The sequence below is a fragment of the Chryseobacterium taichungense genome, from assembly GCF_900109935.1.
GTDB classification, from domain to species: Bacteria; Bacteroidota; Bacteroidia; order Flavobacteriales; family Weeksellaceae; genus Chryseobacterium; species Chryseobacterium taichungense.
In genome coordinates, this window is record NZ_FOBV01000002.1 from 133,042 (window position 1) to 154,632 (window position 21,591).

Genomic DNA, 21,591 nt, shown 5'->3' on the forward strand with positions numbered 1-21,591 from the left:
TAAATAAATGGAAATAGAAATTTCCTCATCCATTCATTTGATGTATGTGAATGAAATACAGCAGGAAATGTATGATTCTGCACAGCGCCGGGGAACGGGTATTGCCAAACGTTCCATTGAATATCTCAGTAAGAAAATTATTGAAGGTAATGCTGTAATAGCTACTGATAACGGAAAATGGATTGGTTTCTGCTATATTGAAACCTGGTCTCATGGTCAGTTTGTAGCCAATTCCGGACTGATCGTTTCGCCTGATTTCAGGCATTTGGGTGTAGCAAGATTAATTAAAGATAAAGTCTTCGCTTTGTCCCGAAATAAGTATCCGAATGCAAAAATTTTCGGATTAACTACCGGATTAGCGGTTATGAAAATTAATAGTGATTTAGGATATAAACCTGTTATTTATTCCGAACTTACTCAGGATGAAGAGTTTTGGAATGGCTGCAAAAGCTGTATAAATTATGATATTTTAATGAAAAAAGAACGAAAAAACTGTCTTTGCACAGCAATGCTTTTCGTTCCGGAAAATATAAAAAACAGTGCTGAGAAATCTCAGTCTGAAAATCAATACAATAATGAACAAGAAAGTAGTTTTAGCATTTAGCGGAGGTCTTGATACCTCTTACTGCGCCAAATATCTCAGTGAAACACTGGGATATGATGTATATGCAGTTACTGTAAATACCGGAGGTTTTTCTAAAGAAGAAGAAAAAGAACTGGAAAAAAAAGCCCTGAATCTTGGAGTGGAAAAATACAGGTGCGTGGATGCTCAAGAAGATTATTACAATTCTTGTGTGAAATATTTGATTTTTGGAAATGTACTTAAAAACAATACTTATCCTTTATCCGTAAGTGCGGAGCGTACGATTCAGGCACAGGAAATTGCAAAATTTGCTATTGAAGTTGGTGCGGATGCTATTGCGCACGGTAGTACTGGCGCAGGAAACGACCAGGTTCGTTTTGATTTGATTTTTCAGGTAATGTGTCCTGATATAGAAATCATTACGCCGATTCGTGATATGGCTTTATCCCGCGAAGAGGAAATCGAATTTTTGAAAAGTTATGGTCATGAAATGGAGTTTCAAAAGGCGCAATATTCTGTAAACAAAGGACTTTGGGGAACCTCGGTTGGTGGTAAGGAGACTTTAACTTCAAGAAATTATCTGCCTGAAGAAGCTTTCCCTTCTCAAATCAAAGAAACTCAGCCTTCAGATTTAGAAATTGAGTTTAAAAATGGGGAAGTTGTAGCAGTAAATGGAGAAAATTTTGAACATTCTGTGTACGCGATTCAAAAAATTGAAGAATTAGCTTCTGCTTATGGAATCGGTCGTGATATTCACGTTGGAGATACGATTGTCGGAATTAAAGGAAGAGTTGGTTTTGAAGCAGCTGCAGCATCGGTGATTATCAAAGCCCACCATTTGTTGGAAAAACATACGCTTTCAAAATATCAGCAGATGATGAAATCTCAATTATCCGACTGGTACGGGAACTGGCTTCACGAAGCTCTTTTCCTGGATCCTGTGATGAGAAACATTGAGTCTTTCTTGATTGATTCTCAAAAAACAGTTACTGGAAAAGTCTTCATAACGCTTCACCCTTACCGGTTTATTTTAAATGGAATTGAATCTGAGCATGATTTAATGTCCGATAAATTCGGAAGTTATGGCGAAGCAAACCGAGCATGGACAGGTGAAGATGTGAAAGGCTATACGAAAATTGTAAGCAATTCCTTGAATATATATCATCAGATAAATAAATAAGATTTGGGCAGCTTTATCCGCCTTCCGCTCCCAATCTTTTGTTCGTCGTTCCTCCTCATAAAAGGATTTCCGCTCAAGTCGGGCTGCAAGAGATTGGGTGATCAATGAACCCGCAGGGTTCAATACGAATAGCCGTAGGTGAAACCTATGGATTAAAAAAGATCAACATAAACAGAGAACCCGGAGGGTTCAATAATAATAGCCGTAGGTGAAACCTATGGAAAAATAAAAAATGATTGAAATTAATAAAACAGCAGGAATCATTGGCGCCAACGGTTACACAGGAAGCGAACTGGTTCGTCTGCTGGCTTTTCATCCTCATGTGTCTTTGAGTTTTTTATATAGTCGTTCGAATTCGGGTACAAAGATTTCAGATTTGTACCCGGATTTAGTGACAGTTTGTGAAATGGATTTAACAGATCAGCCAGAAGAAGTAGATATTTTATTTTTATGTCTTCCTCACAAAGAAAGCCAGAATTGGCTGGCACGAAATCCTGTAAAAGATTCAACGTTGGTTATTGATTTAGGAAACGATTTTCGTTTGGACGGTAATTTTGGAGACAGAAATTTTATCTACGGATTACCTGAAATCAACAAAAAACAACTTTCTGGAGCGAAAAGCATTGCGAATCCGGGATGTTTTGCAACGGCAATTCAACTAGCTTTGCTTCCTTTAGCAGAAAAAGGGTTGTTAAATGAGGTTTATACAACGGGAATTACAGGTTCCACAGGTGCTGGTCAGTCTTTGCAGGCAACGACACATTTTACCTGGAGAAATGATAATATTTCGGCTTATAAAACATTGACACATCAACATGTGGATGAGATTTTACAGCAGTTAGTTTCTTATAATACAAATGAAATCAGTCTGAATTTTATTCCATGGAGAGGAGATTTTGCGAGAGGGATTTTTACGAGTTCCACACTGAAAACAGATTTAGAACTTTCAGACATTGAGCAATTGTTTAAGGATTTTTATGCAGATGAACCTTTTGTAAAGGTAAGCGAAAAAGCAATTGATCTAAAACAGGTTGTCAATACCAATCGCTGTGTGATTCAGATAGAAAAGAGTGGAAATGTTGCGGTTATTCATTCAGCAATTGATAATTTGTTAAAAGGAGCTTCCGGGCAGGCTGTTCAAAATATGAATATTGCCATGGGGTGGGAAGAAAACTTAGGATTAAACTTAAAGCCGATTGCGTTTTAAAAGTGAATTAAAAATGTGAATTGTCAATAAGTCAATCGTGAATTTTAAAAACTCAAATCAAAACGACATAGGAAAGTGGAGCGTTAAGAAAAATAATTTTGTGAACGTTAAAAAAATTCTATTGTTCGAAGCGCGACACAAATGCTGAATTGAAGAAATAATCTTGATTTCGCGCAAGTTTTAGAATTTTTAGAGAACAAAAATATTTTTTAGCGGAAGTTTCCAAGTCTTGAACTTTTGTTTCTTTTGCTTCAAGGCAAAAGAAATTGATAAAAAAACAAAATATGAATTTATTCAACGTATATCCATTATTCAACATAAATCCTGTAAAAGCTCAGGGGTCATTTCTTTGGGATGATAAAGGTGAAAAATATCTTGATTTTTATGGTGGTCACGCTGTGATTTCTATCGGTCACAATCATCCGCATTATCAAGCTCAATTAAAAAATCAGTTAGATAAAATTTCTTTCTATTCAAACTCTGTTCAGAATGAATTACAGACTGAATTAGCTGAAAAATTAGGAAAACTTTCAGGTTTGGAAGATTACAATTTGTTTCTGTGCAATTCTGGCGCTGAAGCCAATGAAAATGCATTGAAGCTGGCTTCATTCCATAACGGAAAAAGTAAAGTGCTGTATTTTTCAGGTTCATTCCATGGAAGAACTTCTGCGGCGGTTTCGGTGACGGATAATCCAAAAATTGTAGCTCCGGTAAACTATGATGAAAGATTTATTAAATCTGAATGGAATAATATCGAACAGCTTGAGAAAGTCTTCGAAAAACATGGAAATGAAATTTCATCCGTAATCATCGAAGGAATTCAGGGAGTTGGCGGAATAATGATTCCAACGATTGAATTTTTAATTAAAATCAAACAACTATGTGAAAAATATTATGCTGTTTTGATTTTAGATGAGGTTCAGTCAGGATACGGAAGAAGCGGTTATTTCTTCGCCCATCAGGAATTCGGAATTGAAGCCGATATCATCACAACAGCGAAAGGAATGGGCAATGGTTTCCCGATTGGTGGTGTTTTGATCCATCCGAAATTTCAGGCAAGCAACGGTTTGCTGGGAACTACTTTTGGTGGAAATCATTTGGCTTGTGTTGCAGCGATTGCTGTATTGGACGTGATGAAAGATGAAAATCTCATCGGAAATGCTCAGAAAATGGGCGAGTATATTGAAAATAAAATTAAAGATTTTCCACATATTAAAACGATTCGAAGGAAAGGCTTGATGATTGGGATTGAACTTGACAGGGATTGCTCGGAAGTGAGGAACAACCTGCTGTACAATCATCATATTTTCACAGGAAATTCTAATGATAAGACGGTGCTGAGGATTCTTCCGGCACTTAACATTAAGAAAGAAGAAACTGATTTGTTTATTAATGCTTTGAAAGAAGTGTTGGAGAATATTTAAGCTGTGAAAATTATATGGTCTGTCATTCTGACGAAGGAAGAATCTATTAATATGATAAAAAAGAGATTCTTCACTACACTTTCTGAACTACGTTCGTAAACTTTCAGTTTATGATCAGAATGACAAACACAATTATCATTAGCTGAGTAAAACGCCCTTGCGAACGAAAATGCTTTCAATTTTAATAAAAAAAACTTCGCGATCATAGCGTTAAAAACTCAACATAATATGTAAGATAAAAAATCTTTAAAATCAATTCAAAATGAAAAAATTCACCTCTGTAAGTGACGTTGAAAACTTACAGCAAATTATAAAAAAAGCTTTACAAATTAAAGAAAATCCTCTTTCGGAACCTGAAAAAGGAAAAGGAAAAACCATCGGACTTGTCTTTTTAAATTCAAGTTTGAGAACCCGTTTAAGCAGCCAGATTGCGGCGCAGAATATAGGCTTAAATGTTTTAACATTAAATGCCGCTCAGGAAGCCTGGAACTTGGAATTTGCAGACGGTGCTGTGATGAACGGCGATACGGTTGAACATATTAAAGACGCGATTGAAGTGTTGAATCAATATTGTGACATCATTGCGGTTCGTTGTTTTGCAGGAATGAAAAACAAGGAAGATGATGTAAATGAAAGTATTTTAAGCCAGTTCGAGCAATATGCAAAAGTTCCGGTTATTTCACTGGAATCCGCGACACGTCACCCTTTGCAAAGTTTGGCAGATTGCATCACAATTACAGAAAACTGGAAAGAAAACCGCAAACCGAAAGTTGTTTTAACCTGGGCACCTCACATCAAACCGATTGCTCAGGCGGTGGGAAATTCTTTCGCAGAATGGATGCAGGAAATGGATGTGGATTTCATCATCACAAATCCCGAAGGATATGATTTAGATAAAAATTTTACAAAAGACGTAAAAGTAATTCATGATCAGAACGAAGCTTTGAAAGATGCAGACTTTATTTATGTTAAAAACTGGTCGTCTTTTGATGATTACGCAACAATGCCGGAAGTGAAAGAAAACTGGATGTTAACGAACGAAAAACTAGAAAACACCAATCAGGCAAAAGTGATGCACTGTCTTCCGGTACGACGAAATGTTGAATTGAGCGATGAGGTAATGGATGGCGAAAATTCGATTATTTATCAGCAGGCAAAAAACCGGATTTTCTCGGCTCAGGCGGTTTTTTCTGAAATTTTGGATAAAATGAATTCTAAATAAATCAAACCTCATAGGTTTCAAAAACCTATGAGGTTTAACAATCAAAAATGTATAAAAATGAAAGAAAAATTATACATCATAAAAATTGGCGGTGCATTAATCGATGACGAAGAATTATTAGAACAATTCTTAGAACAGTTTTCTGAAATTCAGGAAAAGAAAATCCTTGTTCATGGCGGCGGAAAATTAGCAACAACGTTAGCTGATAAGCTTGGAATTGAACAAAAGATGGTAAACGGACGAAGAATCACAGATAAAGATACTTTGGATATTGTAGCGATGGTGTATGCAGGAGGAATCAATAAAAATATTGTCGCAAAACTTCAGCAGAAGAAGTGTAAAGCAATAGGTTTTTCGGGCGCTGATGCGAATTTGATTAAAGCTAAAAAACGGGAGCACGCCGAAATAGATTTTGGATTTGTGGGAGATATCACCGAAAAAAGTGTTAATAAAAAACTGATTTCAAAATTGCTTAAACTGAAATTAGTTCCTGTATTTTCAGCCATTACCCATGATAAAAAAGGCCATCTTTTCAATACCAATGCAGACACGATTGCTTCGGTAATTGCTCAGTCTCTATCGGTAAAATATGATGTAGAACTGTTGTATTGTTTTGATAAAGAAGGCGTTTTAGAAGATGTAAATAATCCGGAATCTGTTATAAAAAATATTTCTGAAGAAGAATTTTCGAACTTAAAAGACGAAGGAAAACTTCATAAAGGAATTCTTCCCAAACTGGAAAATGCTTTGGGGGCCGTAAAAAATAAAGTCAATAAGGTATTCTTAATTAAAGAAACCGAACTAAAAAACCATATAGAAAACCATCATGCAGGAACTGAAATCTGTTTATAGTAAAGAAGAATTACTGAATAACGCAGTAGAATTGCTGAAAAAACTGATTGAAATTCCGTCATTCAGCAAAGATGAATTTAATACATCGGTGGAAATTGAAAATTTTTTCAAAAAACATCAGATTCCGACGAAGCGATTTAAAAACAACATCTGGGCGGTGAATAAAAATTTCGATGTCTTCAAACCGTCAATTTTGCTGAATACACATCATGACACTGTAAAACCGAATAAAGCGTACACTTTAGATCCGTTTTTACCAATCGAAAAGGACGGAAAATTATTCGGATTAGGGAGTAATGACGCAGGCGCTTCTTTGGTTTCGATGGCACAGGTTTTTTTGCATTTTTTTACTCAAGAAGATTTAAAATATAATTTAGTTATTGCTTTGACGGCTGAAGAGGAGATTTCAGGTTTTGATGGAATTGAAGCTTTATTTCCACAGCTGCCCAATATCGAGCTCGCCATTGTAGGAGAACCCACGCAGATGAATCTGGCGATCGCGGAAAAAGGATTGTTGGTGATAGACGGTGAAATGAAAGGTACGCCTTCTCACGCCGCTCATCCAAATAATGACAATTCGATTGTAAAATGTATGGAAGACCTGCAACATATTCTGAACTTTAAATTTCCAAAAGTTTCGGATTATTTAGGTGAGGTAAAGATAACGTTGTCAGGAATTCATGCCGGAGTTCAGCATAATGTGGTTCCGGAATCTTGCACTTTCACTTTGGATGTGAGGGTTACGGATGAATATTCCAACAAAGAAGCATTTGAAATCATCCAATCGCAGATGAAATCAACGTTGACAGCGAGATCTTTCAGGCTAAATTCTTCAAAAATAGAAATGGAACATCCGTTCGTACAGGCAGGTTTGGAAATTGGAAGGACAACTTACGGTTCGCCTACTTCATCCGATCAGGCGATTATTCCTTGTACCTCAGTAAAAATTGGTCCCGGAGACAGCAGGCGCTCTCACACTGCAGATGAATTTATTTTCATCGAAGAAATCGCAGAAGGAATTGAGATTTACATCCAAATTTTGGAAAAGGTTTTATAGGCTGGAAGTTGGAAGAGGGATGATGGAAGTTTAGAAGTCTTTCACTAAAACCAGTTTCCGTAATGAATGTTTTGCTTTGTCATTCTGAAAGAAACGAAGTGGATTGAAGAATCTATAATAATATTTATACAGATTCCTCCTTCGTCGGAATGACAAAATAAGATTATAAATTAAATAAAAAAGGAAGATAAAGCAGTTGGTAGTAAACTTCCAGCACCCAGCTTCCATCAAAAAAAGAAAATTTTATGAAAAAAATATGGCAGAAAGACGATAATGCCACAAACATATTAGTCAATACATTTACAGTCGGGAAAGATCTTGACTTTGATGAACGCTTGGCAAAATATGATGTTAAAGGCTCTATGGCGCACTGTAAGATGCTGGCAGAAGTCGGAATTATTTCCGATGAAGAATCACAACAGATGTTGTCTGTTTTAACTGAAATTTTGGAAGAAATTGAGAACGGAAATTTTGAAATCGATAAAAATGCTGAGGATATTCATTCGCAAATTGAATCTATTTTAATTCAAAAATTAGGAGATACCGGAAAGAAAATCCATACGGCACGTTCCAGAAACGATCAGGTTTTGTTGGATATTAAACTGTATTTATTGGATGAAATTCGTAAAATTACAGCACTGACAGATGAATTTTTTCAGATATTAATCAAACTAGCAGAACAGCATAAACATATTTTGCTTCCGGGTTATACGCATCTACAAATTGCCATGCCATCCTCATTTGGATTGTGGTTTGGAGCGTATGCAGAAGCGTTGTTGGATGATCTGGAAATGTTGTTTTCGGTTAAAAATATCATTAATAAAAATCCGTTAGGTTCGGCAGCAGGTTACGGTTCGTCTTTTCCAATTGATCGTGAGAGTACAACCTATAATTTAGGCTTTCAGTCGATGAATTATAATTCCGTTTATGCTCAGATGACGCGTGGGAAATCTGAAAAAATGTTGTCGATGGCCATGGCAACTTTGGCGGGAACTTTAAGCAAATTTTCTTATGATGTTTGTCTGTATTTAAGCCAGAACTTTGATTTTATAATCTTTCCCAAAGAATTTACAACTGGGAGCAGCATTATGCCTCACAAGAAAAATCCGGATATTTTTGAGTTGGTTCGCGCGCGTTGCAATAGAATTCAGGCTTTGCCAAATGAGTTTATTTTGTTGACGAACAATCTTCCTTCAGGCTATCATCGGGATATGCAACTGACAAAGGAAATTCTTTTCCCTGCTATTGATTCCTTAAAAGAATGTCTGGAAATTTTAAATTATACCTTACCGAATATTCAGGTGAAAGATGGAATTCTTGAGGATGAAAAGTATAAATATCTTTTCAGTGTAGAAAAAATCAATGAAGAAGTGAAAAATGGAAGTTCATTCCGTGATGCTTATATAAAAGTAGGGCAGGAGATTGAAAAGGGTGCATTTGATTTTGAAATTGGAAATCTTAGCCATACCCATCAGGGAAGTATTGGGAATTTGTGTTTAGATAAAATAGAATATCAGTTTAATAAACTGAAAAATAAATTATTGGGTTGATTTATTTTAAACCATTAAGATTTCTATTAAGAAGTTAAGCTTAATTAAGAAAAATCTATAGATTTTTAATTACTGTTTTATTATTCGCTTTCGAATCTTAAATATTCTTAATTCCTTAAATAAAACCTTAATGGTTCAATTTAATTTTAATCCAAATCAATCTTAAACTTAGTAGATTTTTTTACCTCGTGAAGCACGATAGAACTGTGATATTGCCCGATATTAGGAATATTTGAAATAACGTTTACCGCGAAATCATTATATGAATTGATATCTTTCGCAATAATTTTCAGCATGTAATCATATTCCCCGGAAAGACTTATAATTTCCTGAACTTCATCGTATTTGCCAATATTCTTCTCAAATGTTTCCAGAACTTTTTGTGATTGCTCTTTGAGTCGGATATTGCAGTATACAACAATATTAAGTCCTAATTTTTCACGGTTTAAGAGCCCTACATATTTCTCGATAATTCCGTTTTTCTCCAGCTGCTTGATGCGTTCATAGGTGGGAGTAAAAGTAAGGCCGATCTTTTCTGAAATTTCTTTCACAGAATAAGTAGAGTCTTCCTGAATAATGCTGAGAATCATTTTGTCTTTTAAATCCATATTATATAAACGTTGAATGGTAACAAAAATAGTATTTAAAAATTAAAATTATTTAAAAATCATGGTATTTTAATATTAATGAAATTTGGTTTTGTCAGTTTGTAAAATTGTTGTATCTTTGCACCTAATGAATAACACAGTATTTATATCATTAGAATTACCGGGCGATAGCGCCCTTTACGATATTTATTTATTTTAAGCGAAGATATTTTCTTCGCTTTTTTTTTGTAAAAAAATTAAAATGTTATGTTTACGATTACAGAACTAAGCACCGGGAGAATCAACAGAATAGTGACAGAAGCTTTAGCTTTTGCGAATGGAAAAACGGCCAAAATTGAAGGAGAAGTTTTTTGCTCGAATCTTTTTTTCGAAGACAGTACCAGAACAAAAACGAGCTTTGATATTGCAGAAAGAAAACTGGGCTTGCAGGTAGTGCCTTTTGATGCTTCAAATTCCTCTGTAAACAAAGGAGAAAGCTTGTACGATACTGTAAAGACCATTGAGAGTTTAGGAGTGAATCTTGTTGTAATCAGAGATAAAAAAGACAGATATTTTGATGAATTAAAAAATATAAAAATTCCGATAATCAACGGGGGAGACGGTACAGGAAACCATCCGTCTCAATGCATGCTTGACCTGATGACGATCTATCAGGAATTCGGAAAATTCGAAGGCTTAAAAGTCGGAATTGTAGGAGATGTTAAGCATAGCAGGGTAGCCAATTCAAACTCAGAAGCGTTGAGAAGATTAGGAGCAAAAGTATATTTCTCCGGCCCCGAACAATGGTTTGACGAAGGAGCATTAATCAATGGGACATATCTAAGCGTAGATGAATTAATTGCTGAAGTTGATGTTTTAATGCTATTAAGAATTCAACACGAAAGACACGACGCAAAAATGAGTTTCTCTGCTTCCGAGTATCATAGAAAATATGGTTTAACTAAAGAAAGAGAAAAAGCCATGAAAAAAGATGCGATCATCATGCATCCGGCGCCGATCAACAGAGGTGTGGAAATTGATACGGATCTCGTGGAATGCGAACGTTCAAGGGTTTTCAAACAAATGCAGAATGGCGTTTTCGCAAGAATGGCAATTTTAAAAGAAGCTCTGGAGAAGGAAGGCTATACTTTTAAATAAGAACCAAGGTAAAAGAGAAAAGTAAAAGTTAGCAAGCCCCGGAGGGGCGATCTGTTAATAGCCACGGTGAGGCCCGTGGAAAAAAACATAAAGGTTACAAAGCCCCGAAGGGGCGACCTATTAATAGCCGTGGGTGCAACCCATGGAATAAAAAGGAGTAATAATCCGAGCTCCGTAGGAGCGACCTGTTAATAGCCACGAGTGAATTCCCCTCCTCTGGGAGGGGTGGCAAAAATTCAAAGAATTTTTGACGGGGTGGTTTAAAAAGATTAAGAATAAAATAATAAGAGATAAAAGTTTAAAATGAAGAAAAAATTAATACTGGAGTCCGGTGAAGTATTTCATGGAGAAGGTTTCGGAGCAGAATTGGAAACGGCAGGAGAAGTGGTTTTCAATACCGGAATGACAGGGTATCAGGAACTTATTTCCGACCCGTCTTATTGCGGTCAGATTGTGTGTATGACCTATCCGCTTATCGGAAACTATGGGATTAATAGAGATGATTATGAGAGTATTGAGCCGGCAATTAAAGGTCTTATTGTAAAAGAACTTTGTGATCTGCCATCCAATTTCCGTACTCAGATTACGTTAGATGAATTATTTAAAAAGAAACACCTTTCAGGAATTTCAGGAATTGATACAAGAAGACTAACAAGAATTCTTCGTAATCATGGGGTTGTGAAAGGAAAAATCGTAAACGCTGATGCCGATGAAAGCACGGTGGTTGCAGAATTAAAATCAACAAGCTTCCCTACAAACCAGGTAGAGCAGGTTTCTACAAAAACACCTTATGCAAATCCGGGAAGAGGTTTAAAAGTGGTATTGGTAGATTTCGGTTCCAAATTAGGGATTATTAGAGAATTGTCTCAAAGAAACTGCGATATCACGGTAGTTTCTCAGGATGTAACGGCAGAGGAAATTTTACTGATGGATCCTGATGGAGTAATGTTGTCCAATGGTCCTGGTGACCCGGAAGATAACCAACAGGCGCTGGAAATGATCAGAGGAATTTTAGGAAAAGTTCCGATTTTCGGAATCTGTTTAGGACATCAATTAATCGGTCTGGCTTGTGGAGCAAAAACATTCAAATTAAAATTCGGACACAGAGGAGGAAATCACCCAGTGTTGGATTTAGAGAAAAACAAAGTGGCCATCACGTCTCAGAACCACGGGTACGCTGTAGATCAGGAAAGCTTAAGAAATACAGATTTAATTGAAACGCACATTGCATTGAACGACAGAACCAACGAAGGACTGAAGCATAAAATTCACCCTTGTTTCTCCGTTCAGTATCACCCGGAAGCTAGTCCAGGTCCGGAAGATGCGAATTATTTGTTTGATGATTTTATCCAGTTAATGGAAGATTTTAAAAAGTAGAAGATTAATTTGGGCAGCTTAATCCGCCTGTAGTTTATCCTGAGCGAAGTCGAAGGACTCCCAATCTTTTTTGCAGAACTTTTCAGCTAAAGTAGAACAAGCAGGATGGCAAAAAAGGATTTCCGCTCAAGTCGGGCTGCGTGCAATTCGCTGCTGAAATTAAATATCAGAATTCAATGAATCCGAAGGATTCAATATGAATAGCCGTAGGTGCAACCTATGGAAAACGGTGAACCCCATGAAAATGGTTAAACAACCATCATCAGAACCCGGAAGGGTTCAACACTAACAAAAGGATAAATTTAAAAATGAAAAGAAACGACATAAAAACAATTTTAGTAATCGGTTCAGGTCCAATCATCATCGGTCAGGCGGCAGAATTTGATTACGCAGGAACGCAGGCTTGTCTGTCTTTGAAAGAAGAAGGTTACAAGGTAATTTTGATTAACTCAAACCCTGCAACGATTATGACGGATGTTGAAATCGCAGATAAAGTATACATCGAGCCGATTTCACTTCAGTTTGTAAGTCATATCATCAGAAAAGAACGCCCGGATGCACTTTTACCAACTTTGGGAGGACAAACTGGTCTGAACATGGCGGTAGAATTGGAAAAATCAGGAATTCTTGAAGAATGCAAAGTTGAGGTCTTGGGAACGAAACTTTCAGCGATCAACAGAGCGGAAGACAGAGATCTGTTCCGTGAATTGATGAGAGAATTAAATGAGCCTGTTCCTGAATCGGATATCGTAAATACGGTAGAAGGAGCATTGAATTTTGCTGACAATATCGGATATCCTGTAATTGTTCGTCCAGCCTTCACCATGGGTGGAACAGGAGGTGGTATCGCTTCCAACGAGGTTGAGTTAAAGGAGATTGCTGAATTAGGATTAAAGCATAGTCCTGTTACGCAATGTCTTATTGAAAAGTCGATCGCAGGTTTCAAAGAAATTGAATACGAAGTAATGCGTGATGCAAACGACAATGCAATTGTGGTTTGTAACATGGAAAATATAGATCCGGTTGGAGTTCACACAGGAGATTCAATCGTTGTGGCGCCTTCTCAGACACTTTCTGACAGAGAATATCAGTTGTTGAGAAATGCTTCACTGAAAATCATCAGAGCTTTAGGAATCGAAGGCGGATGTAACGTACAGTTGGCATTAGACCCACATTCATTCAACTATTATATCATTGAGGTGAATCCGAGGGTTTCCCGTTCATCAGCTTTAGCATCAAAGGCAACAGGTTATCCAATTGCAAAAATCGCTGCAAAAATTGCGGTAGGTTTAACGCTTGACGAAATCATGAATCCGGTTACAGGGAAAACATACGCTTGTTTCGAGCCGGCCTTGGATTATGTAGTTACTAAATTCCCAAGATTCCCATTCGATAAATTCGAAACAGCAGACAGAAGATTATCAACCCAGATGAAAGCGACGGGTGAAGTAATGGCGATTGGAAGAAACTTCGAAGAGTCTTTACAAAAAGCGATCCGTTCTCTGGAAACCGGAATCAGACATATCGGCTTAAAAACAAAACAGGCTGCAGCTTTAACAGCTGAAGAAATCGAAAGAAGAATCAAAGTTTGTGATGACGAAAGATTGTTCATCATCGGTGACGCATTAAGAAGAGGTTACGACTGGGAGCAGATCGTAGAATGGAGCAAAATCGATAAATTTTTCATCTGGAAAATCAAAAAATTAATTGACTTCGAAAAAACGATTGCTGACAATAAATTCAACAAAGAAATTCTTTTAGAAGCTAAAAAACTGGGCTTTGCAGATTTAAACATTGCTGTGCTTTGGGATGTTACACAAAGAGAAGTTTTCAATTTCAGAAAAGAAAACGGAATAATGCCGGTTTACAAAATGGTTGATACCTGTGCCGCAGAATTCGAATCTGAAACGCCATATTTCTACGGAACGTACGAAGAAGAAAACGAAAGTGTAGTTTCGGATAAAGAAAAAATCATTGTTCTTGGTTCAGGACCGATAAGAATCGGACAGGGTGTTGAATTTGATTACGCGACTGTTCATTCAGTTTGGGCGATCAAAGAAATGGGCTACGAAGCAATCATCATCAACAACAACCCTGAAACGGTTTCTACAGATTTCTCCATTTCAGATAAATTATACTTCGAGCCTTTAACGGAAGAAGATGTAATGAACATCATCGAATTGGAAAAACCAAAAGGTGTTGTGGTACAGTTTGGAGGTCAAACAGCCATCAACTTAGCAGATAAATTGGCTTCTCATGGAGTTCAGATCTTAGGAACATCTCTTGAAGATCTTGACCGAGCCGAAAATAGAGATAAGTTTGAAAAAGGGCTTCAGGAAATGCAGATTCCGCAGCCTTTAGGAAAAACTTCCACTTCAAAAGAAGAAGCAATAAAAATTGCCAACGAAATTGGTTATCCGGTATTGGTTCGTCCGAGTTACGTGTTAGGAGGTAGAGCCATGGAAATTGTATACACAGAAACAGAGCTGGCGCACTACATGGAAAATGCGGTAGAAGCAAGTCCTGAACACCCGGTTTTGGTTGACAAATACATGGTTGGAAAAGAGGTTGAAATCGACGCGATCTGTGATGGGGAAACAGTAATCATTCCGGGAATTATGGAACACATCGAAAGAGCGGGAGTTCACTCCGGTGACTCGATTGCGGTATATCCTCCACAGAATATTTCACAAAAAGAAATCGAAACTTTAGTGGACTATACAAAGAGGTTGGCGAAAGGATTAAACGTGATCGGATTAATGAACATCCAGTACGTTCTTTTTGAAGGAAATGTATATGTAATCGAGGTAAATCCACGTTCATCAAGAACAGTTCCTTTCTTATCTAAAATTACGGAAGTTCCGATGGCGAATTTGGCTACAAAAGCAATTTTAGGCCAGAAGCTGAAAGATTTAGGCTACGAAAGCGGATTGATTCCGAATAAAGAAGGTGTTTTCGTAAAAGTTCCGGTATTCTCTTTCTCAAAACTAACGAAAGTTGACATTTCTTTAGGCCCTGAAATGAAGTCTACAGGAGAGGTTATGGGTAAAGATACAACATTGGAGAAAGCGCTTTACAAAGGATTGGTTGCAGCAGGAAGAAAAGTTCCGATGCATGGCTCGATCTTATTCACGGTAGCGGATAAGCACAAGCAGGAAGCGGCTGATCTGGCGGCGAGATTCCATGAAGTTGGTTTCAGAATCTGGGCAACGGAAGGAACAGCAAAATTCTTCGAAGAAAAAGGAATTCCTTGTAAAATCGGATATAAAATCGGAGAAGAAAGTGTAAATCTCATCGACCTTATTCAAAAAGGAAAAGTTCAATATGTTGTCAATACCATGACGAAAGGAAAACAGTCAGAAAGAGACGGTTTCCAGATCAGAAGAATGAGTGTGGAAAACGGTGTTCCTTGTTTAACATCCATGGATACGGTTGAAGCTATCCTGAAAGTTATCGAAAGCATGAGCTTCAAAATGGAGACGATGTAATTTTTCGGATTAAAATATATTTAAAACGCATCTTTTAAAGGTGCGTTTTTTATTCAAAATAAGATAAAGTTCCGGCTCCAGAGTTCACCAAATATTAAATGAAGATCTATTAACCTTTTTAGAACTGTTTTAACAAAATTTTATCATCCTAAACAAACATTTTTCTGCACTTGTTTTCGTATTTTTAGACAAAATTTTTTAAAAAGTGAAAAAGATAATAGTTGCACTTTGCATATCAGCATCAGCATTAAGTTTTGCACAGGATTATTCAGTGCCGGCGGTTAGTCCGCGCCAAAAAGTGGAGCAGCAGTTCTCCATGTCTAAAATCACAATTGACTATGGAAGACCAGGTGTGAAAGGGCGCAAAATATTCGGAGAACTTGTTCCTTACGGTCAGGTTTGGAGAGCAGGAGCGAACTCATCCACGAAAATTACTTTCGGACAATCAGTAAATTTCGGAGGAAAAATCGTTCAGGCTGGAACATACGGCTTGTTTATCGTTCCTACAGAAAAAGAATGGAAAGTGATCTTAAATAAAGATTTCCAGCAGTGGGGAGCTTATACTTATGACCCTAAGCAGGATGTTGTAGATGTAACTGTTCCGGTAAATAAACTTGCAGACAAACAGGAGTGGTTTGAAATTACCCTTAACCCGACAGGTGAAAATTCTGCAAATCTTGTGTTGAAATGGGATATGGCGCAAGCCGAAGTGGCTTTAAAACCATCAAGTCCTGATGCAGTAACTAAGATTGCAGATAAACTAAAGGAAATCAAAAAAATAGAAGCTGACGCTGCCAAAACAAAAAGCTAGGCGACACGAAAATGAATTTCTCGATTCAGACCATATTAGAAAATCAGCAATATCAATTAATCCCCTTACAGCAAGGGGATTTTGAGTCTTTATATGAAGTCGCCTCCAATCCCGAAGTCTGGAAACAGCATCCTAATAAAGACCGGTACCAAAAAGAAGTGTTTGAGATCTTTTTTAAAGGCGCTATGGAAAGTGCCGGCGCTTTTAAGGTTGTTGAAAAATCTACAGGCAGAACATTGGGAAGCACTCGTTTTTATGATTATAATGAAAAGGAAAACAGTATTTTTATAGGCTACACCTTTTATGGAACAGAATCGTGGGGGAAAGGAATCAATCCGCAGATAAAGAAGCTGATGATGGATTATATATTTCAATTCGTAGATCTCGTTTATTTCCATGTCGGAAAAGACAATATCCGCTCCCGCACAGCTATGGAACGGTTGAATGCAGAAAATAAGGGTGAATTTGAAATTGCATATTTCGGAGAACCTTCCAAAATAAACATCTTATACCAAATCAAAAAAGAAAACTGGTTATGAAAAAATTTAAAATCCAACAATCACCATTTATTGTCCCAACGACAGATGGAAAGCTGATTGAAGAACACTGGGGAAACTCCACAGGAAATTCCGATATTTCGATCGCACACATGATCGCACCTGCAGGCTGGAGCGAGCCGTATCAGACTCCCGAATTTGATGAATTTACCCTCATTATTTCAGGAAAAAAGCAGTTCGAAATCGACGGTGAAACGGTCGTTCTGGAAAAAGGGCAGAGTATCTTAATTGAGAAAGGGGCAAGAATCCGCTACAGCAATCCGTTTCAGCAAGAATGTGAATATATTTCTATTTGCCTTCCCGCATTTTCCATGGAGTCGGTGCATAGGGAAGAAGAAGGGGTGGATTAAAATGTAACAATGTAAAAATGTAACAGTATAACAATTTAATCTCATTATTGCTACACTGTTACATTTTTACATTGTTACACTATTTCAGAATTTCTTTCAGGAACATCAATGTATGATTCCAAGCTCTTTTTGCCATTACAGGATTATAATCCGGTGACTTCGGATCCGTGAAAGTGTGTTTTGAATGGGCGTATGTGATGATTTGCCAATCCGCATTTCCTTCATTCATCTCTTTAATCAGATTATTGTAATCTTCAGGCGTTACACCCTGGTCATCAGCAGGATTTTCAACTAGAATTTTAGTAGAAATCGGTCCGTTTTTCCTTGACTGATCTTTTCCAATACTTCCATGAATAGAAACTACACCCACCACAGGAAGGCTTCCTCTCGCAGATTCTAAAGCTCCCGTTCCACCAAAACAATATCCGATTACTGCAATTTTATCTGGGATTGCTCCGTTTTTCTTCAGCTGTTCCAAAGCCAGCGATATTCTTTTCTGATAGGCTTCATAATCTTTTTTATAGAAACCTGCCGTTTTTGCAGCACTTGCATTATCAGTAGGAATATTTCCCTCTCCGTAAATGTCTGCAACAAATGCAATATAACCTTGTTTTTCAAGTTCTTTCGCTGCGGTTTTTGCTTCATCATCAATTCCTTTCCAGGCGGGAAGAATCAACACTCCCGGTAATTTTTTTCCGGCATTGGAAGTTACCAGGCCATTCAGTTTCTGCGAACCGTCCTGATAAGCAACAGGTTTTAAATTCTGACCCAAGAATTTTCCTGAAGTCATCAGAATTCCTGCAAGTAAAATTGTACGTATCATATTTTGTAATTTAATTTGAACTTTTATTTTTATTTTTTGGAGCACTTCGATTACATGGAAAGCAACATATATTTTTAGTTGAAGCTTTTTGACTTCGTTGAATTGTATTTATTTATTTTTTTAAGGAGCAATTTCCCGCTTTCGCTACTCGCTTTTCCGTGTATCGGCGGGCGGAGCCGCCGATACACGGAAAGAGCTCAAACAAACCGCTCAATCGGGGCTAGGGAAGTCTGCAATATATTACTTTTTGCCATTCATCATAGACGATATCAACTCAACAATCTAAATTAAAAAAAATAATTAACACCATAAAAGTAAAATATTCCAGAGCATTATTTAACTCAACCTCAACCTTGCCTCAGCCTTAACCTTAGCCTATTCTCTCCATCAATCCCGTTTATAAAACTGATATTGCTCGTTTTCATAATACGCATTAATATGCTGTAAACCATTCGTTAAAATAATTTCTTTCGCTCCAACGATGGAGTTATATCTTGCCGTTTGCTCAAACGTTTTTTCAGTCAATTTAATTTGCGGAGCTTTACATTCAATTAAAATAACGGGCTCGGTTTTTTCTGTTACTAATAAATCAATTCTCTTAGTCAAACCGTTCAAAACGATTTTCTTTTCAGTGATTAAAGCAGAAGCAGAATAAGCTTTTACAGTAAGATAATAATGAATCCAGTGTTGGCGCACCCATTCTTCAGGAGTAAGCAAAAGGTAAGTTTTACGAACCAAATCATAAATAAAAAACTTATCTTTGTCTTTCTTGAATTTAAAATCAAAAGTTTCCTGAAAATTCAGTTTTGGAAGTTCCATTTATAAGATGAAAGAATTAGATTTAATCCTCAAAAATATTAAAAATAAAGAAGTTTTACCGATTTATTTTTTTCATGGAGAAGAACCTTACTTTATTGATCTTGCTGTAAAAGCACTCGAGCACGACTTTTTGAATGAAGATGAAAAAGCATTCAATCAGACGGTAGTTTACGGAAAAGATACTTCTTATCAGGAAGTTCTTTCACTGGCAAGGCAGTTTCCGATGATGGGAGACAAGCAGGTGATTATTGTTAAGGAAGCGCAGGATTTAAAACTAAATGAAGAAGAAAACAGAATTCTCGAAGCCTATGTGACAAATCCCGTACCTTCTACAGTACTCGTTTTTGCCCACAAACATAAAAAACTTGATAGCCGTAAAAAAGCGACAAAAGCCCTCGATAAGGCAAATGCTTTGTTTCTGAGTGAATCCGTAAAAGAAAACAATCTTCCAAAATGGATTGCCGATGAATGTATAAAATTAAACATCAAAACGGTACCAAATATTTCCCATTTGCTCGCAGAATATCTCGGAAACGACCTTTCCAGGATCGCCAATGAACTGAACAAACTGAAGATCATCCTTAAGCCGGGTGAAGCCCTCGACGGAAAAATAGTGGAAGATCATATCGGAATCAGCAAGGAATATAATGTTTTTGAACTGCAGAAAGCATTAGGAACTAAAAATGCCAATGCTGCTTTTAAAATTGCTCATTTCATGGGTAAAAATCCAAAAAATAATCCCTTTGTGATGATGTTGGCAAGTTTATATAATTATTTTTCCAACGTCATTATTTACAACACAATGGCTGGTCAGTCGCCACAGGCCATTGCCGCACAGATGGGGGTGAATCCTTATTTTATTAAAGATTATGCTGAATCGGCAAGACTTTATCCTTTAAAACATGCGACGAGAGTAATCTCAATTCTTCGTGAATTTGATATGAAGGGGAAAGGATTAGGCGCTGTGAATATGAGTGAAGCGGAACTTATTAAAGAGCTGGTTTACAAGATTATAAATGTCGATAAAATCAAGATGAAAGTGTGAAAAAGTGAATGATGAACTGTCAATTCATTTCATTTGTCAAGGGATATTGAAAAAAATTCAGTAACAAATTCACAATTGACCATTTACCGTTGACAATTGATCATTCACATATTAAATATTGACAAGTATCATTAAAATAACTTTAAATAAAACTTAAAAATTACGAACTTAGCAAACGTAAATTTTAACATCTTTTTGAGAAGAAATTATGGAGCAAAACATTTTAGATTGTGTGATCGTTGGATCTGGGCCTTCTGGCTTTACAGCAGCAATTTATGCGGCAAGAGCAGATTTGAAACCTGAACTGTATACAGGTTTGGAACCGGGTGGTCAACTTACTACAACTACGGAAGTTGATAACTTTCCGGGGTATCCGGCGGGAATTACAGGTCCTGAAATGATGATGGATTTGCAAAAGCAGGCAGAAAGATTCGATACAAAAGTGCATTACGAAATGATCACAAAGGTTGAATTTTCTAAAGAAGTTGGCGGAATTCACAAATTATATGCAGGCAATAAAGAAATTTTTGCAAAAACAGTAATTATTTCCACGGGTGCTACAGCAAAATATTTAGGGCTTGATGATGAAAAAAAATATGCAGGCGGAGGAGTATCAGCTTGTGCTACCTGCGACGGTTTTTTCTACAAGGGAAAAGACGTGGTTGTAGTAGGGGCGGGGGATACGGCAGCGGAAGAAGCTACTTATCTTGCCAAACTTTGCAAAAAAGTTACTATGCTGGTAAGAAAAGATGTATTCAGAGCATCTAAAGCAATGATTCACAGGGTCCAAAATACTCCAAATATTGAAGTGAAATTTCATCACGAACTGATAGCCATTGAAGGTGAAAATAGTTTGGTGGAAAGAGCTGTAGTGATCAATAATCAGACTAATGAAACCTCTACGATTGATGTAGATGGAATTTTTATTGCTATCGGTCACAAGCCGAATACGGATATCTTCGTAGGACAGATTGATCTTGATGAAAATGGTTATATTCTCACTGAAAAGGGCTCTGCCAGAACCAATCTTCCTGGAGTTTTTGCTGCAGGAGATGTTCAGGATCATATTTACAGACAGGCTATCACCGCTGCAGGAAGCGGATGTATGGCAGCGATGGATGCTGAAAAGTATTTAGCTGAGTTACATTAATTAATTATTGAAATTTAAATTATACAAAACGCATTTCTTGAAGTGCGTTTTTTTTCGTATTAAATTTAGGAAACCTTTTGCAGAAAGCATATAAGCTGAAGTATAAAAATAATCATTCTGATTTATAGTATATTATTAGATTTGTTAAAATTTGTTTCATAAATATTTTGGCAATACACAAAAACATTCTATATTTGCACCACTGAAAACGACGATATCATCGGAGTTTCTGGAGAGTTGGCAGAGTGGTCGATTGCGGCAGTCTTGAAAACTGTTGACTGTAACAGGTCCGGGGGTTCGAATCCCTCACTCTCCGCCAGGTTAGAAACCAAAATAAGCTAAAACGCTGTA

General features: G+C 37.0%; 19 protein-coding genes and 1 tRNA gene. 17 read left to right on the forward strand and 3 right to left on the reverse strand.

The features are described 5' to 3' along the window. Positions 1–7: 7 nt before the first annotated feature. The 8 genes from BMW64_RS04360 (at position 8) to argH (ending at position 9,075) form a co-directional block, all read left to right on the forward strand. Positions 8–604 (forward strand): GNAT family N-acetyltransferase, encoded by a 597-nt coding sequence (locus BMW64_RS04360; protein WP_228400832.1) that lies wholly within the window; start codon positions 8–10, stop codon positions 602–604. Continuing rightward, positions 576–1,763: an argininosuccinate synthase gene (gene argG, locus BMW64_RS04365; protein WP_089998709.1), complete on the forward strand. Its 1,188-nt coding sequence runs from the start codon at positions 576–578 to the stop codon at positions 1,761–1,763. The genes BMW64_RS04360 and argG overlap by 29 nt, the downstream gene beginning before the upstream one ends. A gap of 232 nt (positions 1,764–1,995) precedes the next feature. Further along, positions 1,996–2,970 (forward strand): N-acetyl-gamma-glutamyl-phosphate reductase, encoded by a 975-nt coding sequence (gene argC, locus BMW64_RS04370; RefSeq protein WP_177175233.1) that lies wholly within the window; start codon positions 1,996–1,998, stop codon positions 2,968–2,970. Positions 2,971–3,254: 284 nt separating this feature from the next. Further along, the gene (locus BMW64_RS04375; RefSeq protein WP_089998711.1) at positions 3,255–4,394 is read left to right on the forward strand and encodes an aspartate aminotransferase family protein; all 1,140 of its coding nucleotides are present in this window, start codon (positions 3,255–3,257) and stop codon (positions 4,392–4,394) included. 262 nt (positions 4,395–4,656) lie between these two features. Beyond that, positions 4,657–5,616 (forward strand): N-acetylornithine carbamoyltransferase, encoded by a 960-nt coding sequence (locus tag BMW64_RS04385; RefSeq protein WP_089998714.1) that lies wholly within the window; start codon positions 4,657–4,659, stop codon positions 5,614–5,616. A 57-nt stretch (positions 5,617–5,673) separates the two neighbouring features. Further along, entirely contained in the window at positions 5,674–6,468 is a 795-nt protein-coding gene (argB, locus tag BMW64_RS04390) for an acetylglutamate kinase (protein WP_089998715.1), read from the forward strand. Continuing rightward, positions 6,443–7,525: a M20 family metallo-hydrolase gene (locus BMW64_RS04395; protein ID WP_089998717.1), complete on the forward strand. Its 1,083-nt coding sequence runs from the start codon at positions 6,443–6,445 to the stop codon at positions 7,523–7,525. Before argB ends, BMW64_RS04395 begins: the two co-directional genes overlap by 26 nt. A gap of 245 nt (positions 7,526–7,770) precedes the next feature. Continuing rightward, a complete protein-coding gene (argH, locus tag BMW64_RS04400) occupies positions 7,771–9,075 on the forward strand; it encodes an argininosuccinate lyase (RefSeq protein WP_089998718.1) in 1,305 nt (434 codons plus the stop codon). A gap of 146 nt (positions 9,076–9,221) precedes the next feature. Here argH and BMW64_RS04405 read toward each other — a convergent pair whose 3' ends face one another. Further along, complete coding sequence (locus tag BMW64_RS04405; RefSeq protein WP_089998719.1) at positions 9,222–9,683, reverse strand: Lrp/AsnC family transcriptional regulator; 462 nt, start codon at positions 9,681–9,683, stop codon at positions 9,222–9,224. 246 nt (positions 9,684–9,929) lie between these two features. Here BMW64_RS04405 and BMW64_RS04410 point away from each other — a divergent pair, with 246 nt between their 5' ends. The 6 genes from BMW64_RS04410 (at position 9,930) to BMW64_RS04435 (ending at position 17,403) form a co-directional block, all read left to right on the forward strand. Next, positions 9,930–10,820, forward strand: coding sequence for an aspartate carbamoyltransferase catalytic subunit (locus BMW64_RS04410; protein WP_089998721.1), 891 nt, complete (start codon positions 9,930–9,932; stop codon positions 10,818–10,820). Positions 10,821–11,123: 303 nt separating this feature from the next. Then, positions 11,124–12,197, forward strand: coding sequence for a carbamoyl phosphate synthase small subunit (locus BMW64_RS04415; protein ID WP_089998722.1), 1,074 nt, complete (start codon positions 11,124–11,126; stop codon positions 12,195–12,197). A gap of 308 nt (positions 12,198–12,505) precedes the next feature. Then, on the forward strand, positions 12,506–15,685 hold the full coding sequence (gene carB, locus BMW64_RS04420) for a carbamoyl-phosphate synthase large subunit (protein WP_089998724.1): 3,180 nt from the start codon (positions 12,506–12,508) through the stop codon (positions 15,683–15,685). Positions 15,686–15,890: 205 nt separating this feature from the next. Continuing rightward, entirely contained in the window at positions 15,891–16,496 is a 606-nt protein-coding gene (locus tag BMW64_RS04425) for a DUF2911 domain-containing protein (protein WP_089998725.1), read from the forward strand. 11 nt (positions 16,497–16,507) lie between these two features. Beyond that, positions 16,508–17,035 (forward strand): GNAT family N-acetyltransferase, encoded by a 528-nt coding sequence (locus tag BMW64_RS04430; RefSeq protein ID WP_089998726.1) that lies wholly within the window; start codon positions 16,508–16,510, stop codon positions 17,033–17,035. After that, positions 17,032–17,403, forward strand: a complete 372-nt coding sequence (locus BMW64_RS04435) for a cupin domain-containing protein (protein ID WP_089998728.1) — start codon at positions 17,032–17,034, stop codon at positions 17,401–17,403. Before BMW64_RS04430 ends, BMW64_RS04435 begins: the two co-directional genes overlap by 4 nt. A gap of 79 nt (positions 17,404–17,482) precedes the next feature. Here the strand turns inward: BMW64_RS04435 and BMW64_RS04440 are convergent, their stop codons facing one another. Together BMW64_RS04440 and BMW64_RS04445 are read right to left on the reverse strand one after the other, a co-directional pair. Beyond that, complete coding sequence (locus BMW64_RS04440; protein ID WP_177175234.1) at positions 17,483–18,226, reverse strand: dienelactone hydrolase family protein; 744 nt, start codon at positions 18,224–18,226, stop codon at positions 17,483–17,485. A 387-nt stretch (positions 18,227–18,613) separates the two neighbouring features. Beyond that, positions 18,614–19,045: a type I restriction enzyme HsdR N-terminal domain-containing protein gene (locus BMW64_RS04445; RefSeq protein WP_089998729.1), complete on the reverse strand. Its 432-nt coding sequence runs from the start codon at positions 19,043–19,045 to the stop codon at positions 18,614–18,616. A gap of 7 nt (positions 19,046–19,052) precedes the next feature. Here BMW64_RS04445 and holA point away from each other — a divergent pair, with 7 nt between their 5' ends. The 3 genes from holA (at position 19,053) to BMW64_RS04460 (ending at position 21,559) form a co-directional block, all read left to right on the forward strand. Next, complete coding sequence (gene holA / locus BMW64_RS04450) at positions 19,053–20,090, forward strand: DNA polymerase III subunit delta (RefSeq protein ID WP_089998730.1); 1,038 nt, start codon at positions 19,053–19,055, stop codon at positions 20,088–20,090. A 208-nt stretch (positions 20,091–20,298) separates the two neighbouring features. Then, positions 20,299–21,240: a thioredoxin-disulfide reductase gene (trxB, locus tag BMW64_RS04455; protein WP_089998732.1), complete on the forward strand. Its 942-nt coding sequence runs from the start codon at positions 20,299–20,301 to the stop codon at positions 21,238–21,240. 231 nt (positions 21,241–21,471) lie between these two features. Then, positions 21,472–21,559: transfer RNA gene (locus BMW64_RS04460), tRNA-Ser, on the forward strand. The last annotated feature ends 32 nt before the right edge of the window (positions 21,560–21,591 follow it).